The 10,756-nt window shown below is 70.1% G+C and carries 11 protein-coding genes and 1 pseudogene; 7 read left to right on the plus strand and 5 right to left on the minus strand.

Annotation, left to right across the window (positions count from 1 at the left end; all coding sequences use genetic code 11):
- The first annotated feature begins 152 nt into the window (after positions 1-152).
- The 5 genes from PUR53_RS04815 (at position 153) to PUR53_RS04835 (ending at position 5,588) form a co-directional block, all read left to right on the plus strand.
- Positions 153-1,304: a 2,3-butanediol dehydrogenase gene (locus tag PUR53_RS04815; protein ID WP_329907463.1), complete on the plus strand. Its 1,152-nt coding sequence runs from the start codon at positions 153-155 to the stop codon at positions 1,302-1,304.
- Positions 1,301-2,035 (plus strand): SDR family NAD(P)-dependent oxidoreductase, encoded by a 735-nt coding sequence (locus PUR53_RS04820; RefSeq protein ID WP_329907464.1) that lies wholly within the window; start codon positions 1,301-1,303, stop codon positions 2,033-2,035. The genes PUR53_RS04815 and PUR53_RS04820 overlap by 4 nt, the downstream gene beginning before the upstream one ends.
- A 116-nt stretch (positions 2,036-2,151) precedes the next feature.
- Positions 2,152-3,108, plus strand: coding sequence for a helix-turn-helix domain-containing protein (locus PUR53_RS04825; protein ID WP_329900695.1), 957 nt, complete (start codon positions 2,152-2,154; stop codon positions 3,106-3,108).
- Between the two features lie 84 nt (positions 3,109-3,192).
- The gene (locus tag PUR53_RS04830; protein ID WP_329900696.1) at positions 3,193-4,533 is read left to right on the plus strand and encodes a radical SAM protein; all 1,341 of its coding nucleotides are present in this window, start codon (positions 3,193-3,195) and stop codon (positions 4,531-4,533) included.
- Positions 4,530-5,588 (plus strand): aminotransferase class I/II-fold pyridoxal phosphate-dependent enzyme, encoded by a 1,059-nt coding sequence (locus PUR53_RS04835; protein ID WP_329907465.1) that lies wholly within the window; start codon positions 4,530-4,532, stop codon positions 5,586-5,588. Before PUR53_RS04830 ends, PUR53_RS04835 begins: the two co-directional genes overlap by 4 nt.
- Positions 5,589-5,668: 80 nt before the next feature.
- Here PUR53_RS04835 and PUR53_RS04840 read toward each other — a convergent pair whose 3' ends face one another.
- From PUR53_RS04840 to PUR53_RS04850, 3 genes are all read right to left on the minus strand, one after another.
- Positions 5,669-6,040 (minus strand): hypothetical protein, encoded by a 372-nt coding sequence (locus PUR53_RS04840; RefSeq protein WP_329907466.1) that lies wholly within the window; start codon positions 6,038-6,040, stop codon positions 5,669-5,671.
- 370 nt (positions 6,041-6,410) lie between these two features.
- Positions 6,411-6,560 carry a hypothetical protein gene (locus tag PUR53_RS04845; RefSeq protein WP_329907468.1) on the minus strand — a complete coding sequence of 50 codons (150 nt, stop codon included), beginning with the start codon at positions 6,558-6,560 and terminating at the stop codon, positions 6,411-6,413.
- Complete coding sequence (locus PUR53_RS04850) at positions 6,553-7,026, minus strand: glycoside hydrolase family 97 catalytic domain-containing protein (RefSeq protein WP_443080259.1); 474 nt, start codon at positions 7,024-7,026, stop codon at positions 6,553-6,555. Before PUR53_RS04850 ends, PUR53_RS04845 begins: the two co-directional genes overlap by 8 nt.
- 71 nt (positions 7,027-7,097) lie before the next feature.
- Between PUR53_RS04850 and PUR53_RS04855 the strand changes: the two genes are divergently transcribed.
- Complete coding sequence (locus PUR53_RS04855) at positions 7,098-7,319, plus strand: hypothetical protein (protein ID WP_329907470.1); 222 nt, start codon at positions 7,098-7,100, stop codon at positions 7,317-7,319.
- Here PUR53_RS04855 and PUR53_RS48070 read toward each other — a convergent pair.
- Positions 7,235-7,720: pseudogene (locus tag PUR53_RS48070) on the minus strand (glycoside hydrolase family 97 N-terminal domain-containing protein); the annotation flags it as partial. The gene PUR53_RS04855 and the pseudogene PUR53_RS48070 sit on opposite strands and share 85 nt — an antisense overlap.
- A 516-nt stretch (positions 7,721-8,236) precedes the next feature.
- On the opposite strand from PUR53_RS48070, the gene PUR53_RS04865 reads away from it, so the two are divergent.
- Positions 8,237-8,947 (plus strand): AAA family ATPase, encoded by a 711-nt coding sequence (locus PUR53_RS04865; RefSeq protein WP_329907472.1) that lies wholly within the window; start codon positions 8,237-8,239, stop codon positions 8,945-8,947.
- 51 nt (positions 8,948-8,998) lie between these two features.
- Here the strand turns inward: PUR53_RS04865 and PUR53_RS04870 are convergent, their stop codons facing one another.
- The gene (locus PUR53_RS04870; RefSeq protein WP_329907474.1) at positions 8,999-10,408 is read right to left on the minus strand and encodes a TolB family protein; all 1,410 of its coding nucleotides are present in this window, start codon (positions 10,406-10,408) and stop codon (positions 8,999-9,001) included.
- Between the last annotated feature and the right edge of the window lie 348 nt (positions 10,409-10,756).

The following is a 10,756-nucleotide window of genomic DNA, read 5'->3' on the forward strand; positions in this document are numbered from 1 at the left end:
AAGGCGTTCTTCATCGTCAAGGGACCGCTGATCTGGCTGGACGAGAACGGCGAGCCCGACGGGTACTTCGACGTCCACGACTACATCGAGCTGTGCCGCACGCACTACGAGAAGGTCGGCATCGGCGCCGACTACGTCAACTCGCTCTTCCGGTGACCCCGGTTCCGGCCCCGGACCGCCGTATGAAGGCCGCCGTCTGGCACGGAGCCAGGGACGTCCGCGTCGCCGAGGTGGACGTCCCCCGAGCCGGGCCCGGCGAGGTGCTCGTCGAGGTGGCCTACTGCGGCATCTGCGGCAGCGACCTGCACGAGTACGCCGACGGGCCGCACGCCATCCCGGTCACCGAGCCTCACCCGGCCTCCGGCTCCACGGCTCCGCTCGTCCTCGGCCACGAGTTCTGCGGGACGGTGGCGGCTCTCGGGCCATTGGTGCCCGGCCTCACCGTCGGCGACCGGGTGGCCATCGAACCGAACTACCGGTGCGGGACCTGCCCTCGGTGCCGGGCCGGCGAGTACAACATCTGCCGTCACTTCGGATTCGCCGGGCTGATGGGGAACGGCGGGTTGGCCGAGTACGCCGCCGTCCCCGCCTACATGGCGCACCGCCTCCCCGAGGCCGTGTCACTGGAGCAGGCGGCGCTCTTCGAACCGGCCTCGGTCGCCCTGCACGCGCTGCGGCGCGCCGGGACCACGCCCGAGACGGCCGCCGTCGTCGGCCTGGGACCGGTCGGCCTGCTCTGCGTCCTGCTCGCCGCGGCCCGCGGGGTGCGCCGGATCATCGCCGTCGATGTGTCCCCTGCCCGCCTGCGACTCGCGGCCGGCCTCGGCGCCACCGAGCTGGTCGACGGCCGGGACGCGGACGTCGGGGAGCGGATCCGCGCGCTGACCGGCGGGGAGGGCGTCGATGCCGCGTTCGAGGTGGTGGGGTCCGAGGCCGCCCTGCGGACCTGCCTGGCCGCGACCAGGCGGGGCGGCCGGGTCGTCCTCGTCGGCCTGGCCCAGGAGGTGTCCCTGGACGCCTTCGCACTCGTCAACAACGAGCAGTCGATCATCGCCAGCGTCGGCTACCGCGACACCTATCCGGAGCTCACCCGCCTCGTCGCGGAGCAGGGCCTGGACCTGACACCGGTCGTCACCTCGACCATCGCCCTGGACGACCTCGTCCCGCACGGCTTCGAGTCCCTGCTGGACGGCCCGGGCGACCAGGTCAAGATCCTGGTCACCCCGACGCGAACAGAGCGAACCGACCGAATGAACCGAATAGACCGAATGGACCGAATGGACCGAATGGACCGACGAAGATGACCACCCTGCTCGCCTCCGGCACGTTCGCCTGCCAGAGCGTCCTGGTGACCGGCGGAACCTCCGGCATCGGCGCGGCCACCGCCGACCTGCTCGCCGGCCTCGGAGCCGAGGTACACGCCCTCGGCCTGCCGCCGACCGACGACGAGGAGCTGCCCCGCCACGAGCGGGTCCACATCGTTCAGCAGGACGTGACGGACCGGGATGCCCTCACGCGACGGATCAAGGCGTACGACCGCCTCGACCACCTCGTCGCGTGCGCCGGCATCAGCGGGGACCGCGACGAATACAGCCTCCGACGCTGGGACCAGGTACTGGAGGTCAACCTCACCTCCGCCCTGGTCGCCTGCCAGGCGGCACACCCGCTGCTCGCCCGCCGGGGCGGCAGCGTCGTCACCGTCTCGTCGATGTTCGGTTTCTTCGGCAGCCGGGACCGGCCGGCTTACAGCGCCAGCAAGGGCGGCATCTCCCAGCTGACCCGGTCCCTGGCGGCCGAGTACGCCGAGGACGGCATCCGGGTGAACGCGGTGGCACCGGGCTTCGTCACCACGCCGTTGGCTCGCGGCGTGCTCGACGACCAGCGGGCCGCGCAGGCGGTGCTGGCACGGGTCCCGCTCGGACGGTTCGGCCGCCCGCGCGAGATCGCGACGGCGATCGCCTTCCTGTGCTCGCCCGCCGCCTCGTACGTCAACGGGGCGATCCTCCCGGTCGACGGCGGCTACCTGACCGTCTGACCTTGTCGGCCACGGGCCGGGCCCGTGACGCGGCCCTCGGCGCGGGGATACCCTCGTGGCCCGGCACGAGCGGCCACGAGCGGCCACTGGCGGCCACTACGGCAAAGGAGACTGGGGTGAGCCGACCTGTCGTCTCCCGTGTGTCCACGCGGTCGGTCGCCCCCGAGGACCGCATCGATTTCTGGGAGGAGTACAACCGACGGGCACTGGTGGGCCTGTCCTGCTCGTCCTACTCCCAGCAGGGCCTGCTGGCCACGCAGACCAACGTCGAGCTGGGTGACCTGCGACTGGCCGACATCCGCGGCAACGAACACGTCATCGAGCGGACCCCGCGGACCTGTCGGGCGCTGCCGAAGGACTCGGTCTTCCTCTCGTTGCTGACGGCGGGCCAGGCGGTGTTCTTCCACGAGGGCGGCTGCCTCACCCCCCAAGCGGGGGACCTGATCCTCTACGACACGCGCCGGGCGTACCTGTTCGGGTTCCCCTCCCCCATGCGCCAGTTGCTGGTGGACATCCCCCGCGAGACGTTCGCCCGGCGATGCGCGTCCCAAGAGGTGTCGGCGCCCCTGTTGTTCGGCCGTGCCTCCGCCGCCGAGGGCGCGTTGGTCTCGACGCTGGGGGCGGTACTGGCCGACTGGGCCACGGGGCGGCGCGGCGACGAGCCGGTGAGTACCGAGGCCACCGTGCTGGACCTGGTCCGTACGCTGGCCCAGCCGAGGCTGGGCGGCGGTTCCGGCGCACCCGCCGCGGTCTCCCGACTGGCGGTGGCCAAGGACTATGTGGACCGGCACCTGGCCGATCCCCAACTGAGCGCGGAGCGGGTCGCCGCGGCGATCGGTGTGTCCGCCCGGCACCTCAGTCGCGTCTTCCAGCCGACCGGGACCAGCCCCTCCCGCCACATCCTGGAACGGCGGCTGGACAAAGCCCGTGAGGAACTCGCCGACCCCGGTTCACGTCATCTGACCGTCGCCGAGGTCGCCCATCACTGGGGCTTCGCCAGTCAGGCCCACTTCACCCGGGTCTTCCGGAGCCGTTTCGGGCGGACTCCCGGCGAGACGCGCCCCTCGCCCTAGCTGATCCGGACGGGATCGGCCCGGCGGTCGGCCCCTGGAATCCTTCGCCTTCAGACGGGGGAGGAAGTCAAGCATGATGACGGGATGAACCACAGCGACCAGCGCTTCCACGTCATCGTGCTGTCGAACTTCGCGAAGGGCTTCGACAAGTACGCGTTCGCCTACGGCAAGGCGGGCATCCCGGAGAGTACCTATCCCGACCGGTTCCACCTGCTGACCCGCGCGGAGTTGGGAATCGGCATCGGCAAGGCGCGACGCCTCCTCGACCGTCTGGCCATTCCGGGTGACCGGCTGCTGGTGCTGGAAACCATGGTGGACCCCGACAAGCTGGTGCCCAACGTGTCGACGGGCCTCGGCATGGAACTGCACGAGGCGCGCATCCGCTTGTCGGCGGTCCACGAACTCGACCGAGCGGACGACGAGTTCACTCTGCGTCCGACGACCGTCGAGGACGCGATGGCGGCCTCCTTGCAGTTGCACGGTTCGGCACTGCGTCGCTACGCCGACACACGGCCGCGCTCGGTGTCCCTCCTGCCGGTCGCCTCCGCCTGCCAGGCCCGGTGTTCGTTCTGCTTCTCCTCTGCTTCGATCTCCAGCGACCAGGCGCCGGCCAGGGTGCCGTGGGAAGCGGTCGCCCACTGGCTGGAGCGCGCCCGTGCGGCGGGTGCCGAGCGTGCGGTCATCACCGGCGGCGGGGAGCCCACGCTCATACCGTTCGAGCAGCAACTGCGCCTGATATCCGCCTGCTCGGCGGCCTTCCCGAAGGTCGTCCTGATCACCAACGGGCACACCCTGGCGAAAGGCCCGCACGCTGACCGGGCCGCACGCCTCGCGGCCCTCAGCGGCGCGGGCCTGAGCGTGCTGGCGGTCTCCCGGCACCACCAGGACGACACCGTCAACGAGCGGCTGATGATGCTGCGTACGCCGGTGAGCTCTGTCATCGACACCTGGCGTGAGGAACGTGACCGCTGGCCGGGCCTGCGGATGAGACTGATCTGCGTGCTCCAGCACGGCGGCGTCGCCGACGCGGCCGAGGTCGCCGGCTACCTTTCGTGGGCCGCGGCTCTCGGCGTCGAGGAAGTCTGCTTCAAGGAGCTCTACGTATCCACGAGCACCGAGTCGCTCTACTTCGACCGCACCGCCAACGTCTGGAGCCGAGAGCACCAGGTTTCGCTGTCCATCGTCACCGGGTTCGCCGAGCGGCACGGTTTCGCACTGAACAGCCGCCTGCCCTGGGGCGCGCCGGTCTACGACGGCAGCTGGGACGGCCGTCCGATGCGGATCGCCGCGTACACCGAGCCCAGCCTGCTCTGGGAACGGACCAGCGGGATCGCCCGCAGTTGGAACGTCATGGCCGACGGACGCTGCTACGCCTCCCTGGAGGACCGGGCCAGCGAGATCGTGCCGGAAGGCGCGGCGGCATGAGGTTCGAGGAGTTCCAGCGATTCCGGCAGCGCCAACTCAGTACTTCCACGAGGCTCACGGCTTCCTCGATGCTGCTGGACGCCGCCGAGACCAACGTGTACCGGGCGCTTGCCCCGCTGCGACCGGCACCGCCGACCGACGTGCGTACGGTGCACCGGTGCGATCTCGCCCGAGCCTGGCTGCGGCGTTTCGAGCTGCCGGAGGAGTGGTCCGGGCACGCCATGGTCTGTCGCGGGGTCCGGCACGGGCTCGGTGTGGTCTTCCACTGGCTGCGCACCGCCCAGGCGCGGTTGTGGCTGCCCAGCGACGTGTACCCGGTGTACTTCCACCTGGCCCGTGCCGCGGGCCTCGAGCCCGCCTCCTACCCGACGCTACCGGCGCCCGCCCTGCCGCCGTCGACGCCATCGACGCCGTCGGCGGCGGACCACCGGCCCGAATACCTGCTGCTCGCCAACCCCAGCAAGCCGCTCGGCCGCTACCTGTCGGACGCCGAGTGCGTCGCTGTGATGTCGTGGTTGCGGGGGTCACCACACCGCCGCGTGCTGATCGACAGCGTCTACGACCTGGGAGCCCCGTTCGCCGCCGGCACACGGCGGCTGCTGGACACCGGTCGTGCGGTCCTGCTGCATTCGGTCACCAAGGGATGGCTGTGGCCGCGCACGTTCGGCGTGGTCCTGCTGGGCCCGGCGCACGCCGAACTGGCCGAGGCGTTCCGGGCGGATCCGCCGACTTCGGCCCAACTGCAGCTCGCCGACCGTCTCCTGACCGAGCACGGCGACGTGCCCCGGCAGGTCGCCGACGAACTGACCGCCCGGGCCGAGCGGCTGTTCGAGCGGTTGCCGGACGACGTGCTCGGGGCGATTCCCGAGGCGAGCCGGATGTGTCCCGGCAACTACTTCTTCCCGGTCAGCATCCCGGCGGAGACGCTCCAGCACGAGTACGGCGTGCTCGCCGCGCCGGTCAGTGTGTTCGGCGAGAGCGACTGGTCCGGCTCCGTCCTGACCAGCCTCGCCGACGCTTTCGCCCCCACACCGACGGGCACACGGGACCGCTGAAGGACCTGGCCGTACACGTCGATGCGAGCGTGGGGTTCCTGGCACAGGAACCCCACGCCGCGAGCCATACGTCCGGAGGATCAGATACCGCTCTGTTCAGACGACGGGAGCGGCCCCTCGGCCGCGGGCGGCTCCGCCGGGCGGCCCCGCAGTTCCCGCTCTCTGGCAGCCAGCGCCCTCGCCAGCATCTTCGCCCGGTAGGGGTTCGACGTATCGAGGGCCTTCGCCACCTCCACGGCTTCGTCCAGCAGAGCCAACCGTCGCTCGGGCTGCTCCCGAAGCAGGGGGGACGCGCTCAACTCCACCAGGACGTACGCCAGCTTCGACCCGTACGTCTCCGGCTCGACCTGTGTCAGAAGGCGGTAGATCCACAGCCCTTCGGCACCACGCACCACCCGCCGGTTGGCGCTCAGGAGCTTGACCCTCGCCAGCACGACCATGTCCTGATCCATCGATCCCCTTCGTCAGGCCACCCCCGGCCCGTGCACGTCACACGGTGAGACAGCACGGCGACCGCGCCGACAACCGAGAAGGGTTGCCGACACGTTGGCCGGAGTGTGGATGACGACGAGTCTGACGCGCGGCATCAACTGCCACAAGAAAAAACGGACGTGCGCTGCGTCCTACCGAAAACCCCCTCCGAACAGGCATGATGGACCTGACACTCGCTCAGGGCCCCACTGTCGGGCGGTCGCGTGGCCGAGCGGAGCCACCAACGTGCCGCAGTGGGCGGCAAGAACACGAGGGTCGCTGCCGGCGAAGCGTTGTCAGTGGTCGGCGGGACACTGGCGCCATGACGGCTTCCCTCTCCTCCTGGCATCGTCAGACGACCGCGATGAAGCCGCCGAAGGGTGCGGTCTCGATCGCGAACCCGGGCCCACGCGCGGTCGTCACGCGCAAGGCGCCGTCGTTCGCGGTGGCGTCGGCGAACATACGGACGCTGACCGACGACTTGATGCCGAGCTCACGCACGTCGAAGGTCAGCCGCTGGGCCCGGCCGGTGGGCGGGACGTAGTCGGACGCCGAGGTGTCGGGGCCGGCCGGCATGGTGAGGGTCTTGCCGTTGAAGCCGGACTGGTACCGGACTGGTAGACGACGGTGAGGGCCAGTTCGTGGGCGTCGGTGGTGTGGCGCGGGCTCTGTGCACGATGTGCAGCCTGTAGCGGCCGGAGTCCTCGACGACCTCCCGCTGCCAGGCGATGAGCTGCTGCTTGTCCGCCTCCCACATGTCCACCTTGACACCCGCGACACCGAGGTCGCGCAGCTTCTTGAAGTGGGCGCGACGGGTGGCGGCGTCGGTCATCAGATCGCGCGGGGTGCCGGTGCCGGTGTTGTTGGCGCCGCCGGAGTTGTGCCACAGGAACAGCTTGACTCCGCGCGCGTCGGCCTCGGCGACGATCCGTTCCAGGGGGACACGGTTGCCGGCCGCGTCGGACACCTGGTCCCAGCGCGTACGGCCAGCCCATCGCCTTGCCCAGGTCGAACCAACGGATCGTCTGTTCAAGGCTCTTGGGGCTGTTGTGGTCGATCATCCAGCTGAACGTGGCCGCCCCCGGGCGCACCCAGGAGGTGTCGTCCAGCGCGCAGGGCACACCGAGGTCGGTCGCGAGCGTGGTGTTCGCGACCCGCGCGGTGGTACGGGCGACCGCGACGAACCGCCAAGGCGTCTGCCACGCCCAGCTGACCTGCGGGGTGCCCGGGCCGAGGGTGCCGAGTGCCTCGTCGTCGTAGGGGAAGGCGATGGTGTACGTGACCTGCCCGACGGCGGTGTCGAGGGCGGGCTGGGCGAGGTGGCAGGCCGGGTGGGTGCCGTCCATGCCGGACTCGCTCGCCAGCACCCACCACTCCTTGCCGTCGGCGCCGGCGGTGCGGGCCAGCAGCGGGAACGAGGCGCCGCGGGGCGAGGCGGTGGCGTCGCCGAGCGCGGGAACGCGGTGCTGGTCGCGGGGGACGTACCACTCCTGGTACTTCGGCTTCTGGACCGTGTACGGCAGCGTGAACTGCGCGCCGCCTTCGGCGGGGACGTGGAGCGCCAGCCCGGTGGCCTCGCTCACCACGGCGTGCGTGAGGCCGTCCCGGCGGTCCGGGAAGCGGTAGCGGAAGGCGGCCCCCTGGCTGTCGGCGTGCAGCACGATCTCTGCCCTGGAGGAGTTCGTAATCGACCTCCACCGTCCGGGGGCGGCCGCGGTCGGTCAGCGTCAGACGCGAGGTGAAGTCGGCGTCGTCCAGGGTCAGACCGAGCGGTCCGGCCGGGAGGACCTCGACACCGTCCACGGCGATCGCGTACGTCGGCGCGCCGGAGTCCAGCCGCAGCGTCACCCGTACCCGTCCGCAGGGCGAGACGACCACGACCGGTCCGTGGTCGCCGGTCGGGACCGCGGCCTGCGCGGCCCCCGCCGACAGGGGGACGACGGCCAGGGTGGCGCCGGTCGTCGCGGCCGCGGAGATGACGGTCCTTCGGGAGACTCTGCCGGAATGCGCGTGGTCCATGGTGGTGCTCGTCCATTGCCTCTGACGGGTGTACCTGGCAGACGCTGGTCCGGAACGGTGACATGGCGATGTTCCCGAGCTGAATGATCACGGAGCAAACGACTACCAAAGGCTTGGTGGGCACGTGCGGCTTCCGGGTCCTGGGCGACACTGGTCGGGTGATCGTCGAACGTGCCTATGCCCACCTCTCCTCGTACGACGAGGACGCCTGGCCCTGGTCGGTGCCCTGTGTCCGCCAGTTGCTCGAGGAGGGGCTGCGCTTCACCTCACCGGTGACCTTCGTGGTGGGTGAGAACGGCTCGGGGAAGTCGACCCTGGTCGAGGCGCTGGCCGAGGGGTTCGGGCTGGACTCCTACGGCGGCTCCCACGACTGGCGCTACGCCTCCCCTCGGGGCAGGTCGGCGCTCGGCGAGCGGATGAAGTTCGACGCGGCCTCACACGGGCGCCGCATGATGACCAGCTGGTCGGCCCGCAAGGGGTTCTTCCTGCGGGCCGAGACCGCGCTGGACGCCCTGGACAGAGAGGGGTTCTCGCCGGACTCGGTCAGCCATGGTGAGGGCTTCCTCGCGGCGCTGCGCGGGAAGTTCCTGCACCCCGGGCTCTATGTTCTCGACGAGCCGGAGGCCGCGCTCTCCTTCTCCTCGTGCCTCGAACTGATCGGGCACATCGACCGGCTGGCCAAGGAGGGCGGCCAGGTCATCTGCGCCACCCACTCCCCCTTGCTGACCGCCCTGCCGGGCGCGGACATCATCGAGGTGGGCGAGCACGGCATACGGAGGGCCGCCTGGCAGGAACTCGCCATCGTGGACCACTGGCGCCGCTACCTCGCCGACCCACACGCCTACCTGCGGCACATCGTCGAGGAGTAGGCCGCGTCCTCCTTCAACTACGCAGCCACGCGACCCACCGTATGCCCCGCCCTACTCGAGGCGGCGGACGAAAACGTCGCTGGTCTCGTTGGTGTCCCCGGGGACGAGGTCGTTCTCCGCCGAGCTGAAAGCCACCGTCCGCCCAAGAGCGTCGACCACGGGGGACGAACGTTGAGCCGTGTCGCTCTGCCCTCCGTCCGGCGTGACGTTCAGCCGCCGCACCTCGCCGGTGACAAGGTCGCGCACAAAGGCATCGGCGTCACCGTTCGTGTCGCCCGGCACCAGATTGTCGGCGAACGAGGTGAAGACCACACGCCGGTTGTCGGCACTGAGGGCGGCTCCGCGTTGGTTGACCTGGCCCGCCGAGTGGTCGTTCGGCTCCGACCCGTCGTGGGCGAGTGTGAGGCGCCGGGTGACTCCGGTCCTCAGGTCCTTGGCGAAGACATCCCGCTTGTCGTTGGTGTCACCCGGCACGATCTCCGGCCACTCGCTGGCGTAGAGGGCGTAGCGCCCGTCCGGGCTCAGCTCGATGGCGCCTCGGACAGCCACGGACGTGCCATCGCGCGTGTGTGCCGCCTGGACGGTCCGCCCGGTTCGGGTGTCGCGCACGTAGAAGAGGAAGGCCTGCGGCCGTCTCGCCCCGGAGGCTTCCGGCCGGGTGCCCTCCTGGCCGCCGCCCTCGCCCTCACCCTCTCCCTCACCGCCGCCGTCACCCTCACCGCCGCCGTCGAGCAGGAACTGGGTGCGGAAACCGATCCGGGTCCCGTCCGCACTGATCGCTGCGCCTTCCGAGAATCCGGTCGTCTGCGAACCGTCGTCGGCCACACTGATCCGCTCGACGGTCTTCTTCCACCGGTCGCGGACGAAGACGTCTCTACGGTCGTTGGTGTCCCCCGGAACCAGATCGCTTCTGCTGGAAGTGAAGGCCACGTAACGGCCGTTGGCGCTGATGGACGGCTCATACGTCTGTGCCCAGGTGGTCCCGGACTCCACCAGCACCTCCGTCCGGCCTGTCAGGCGATCGTGCACGAAGACGTCCTGGGCGTCAGGCGTGTCGCCGGGCGCCAGGTTGTCGGCGTAGGAGCTGAAGGCGACGTAGCGTCCGTTCGCGCTCAACGAGTACGTCGTCGATTCGTTGTCGGCCTGGGTGCCGTCGCCGGCCACGTTGACCCGCTCGATCGCGCCGGTCCGCAGATCCTTCACGAAGATGTCGGAAAACCCATTGCTGTCCCCGGCTACCAGATTGGTCGCGGAGGAATCGAAAGCGACATATCTACCGTTGGCGCTGATGCCACCCGCGTCGGAGTAATCGTTGGCCTGAGCGCCCTCAGGCGTGACACTGATCCGCTCTGTCCAGGGCCGGTGCTCGTCACCGGTCGCGACCGCCGGGTTCGCCGACAGCATGGCCGCACAACTGCCGACCAGGACCACCGACACCGCGGCCTGTCTCAGACAACGCATTGCTCCCCCTCCACAAGGTCCTCCGTCCCTGGACGTACGGGCCAGACACAGCCAATAGCGGGGGCGGGCGGTGGGCAACGGGGCGGGGAGGCAAACCAGCCGTTCTTCCAACTGCTCGTAGCACCGAGAGCGCACGTGGCGCCGCAGCACGACGGGGTCTCGCGGCACGCGGCCCTAGGGGCAATGCCGTTGTTTTACGGGCTTGCCCCTAGTGTCCTGCGCCAGTAGTTGATCGTTAGTAGTTGCATGACTTCTGCTGCTGGTGCGTCAGTTCCCCGTCGGGGCCCCAAGTTGGAGCCGTTACTGCTGTCCGCTGAGGAGCAGGCGGAGTTGGAGCGGTGGACGCGT

It is taken from the genome of Streptomyces sp. SP18BB07 (assembly GCF_036322545.1).
In the GTDB taxonomy this organism is placed as follows: Bacteria; Actinomycetota; Actinomycetes; order Streptomycetales; family Streptomycetaceae; genus Streptomyces; species Streptomyces deccanensis.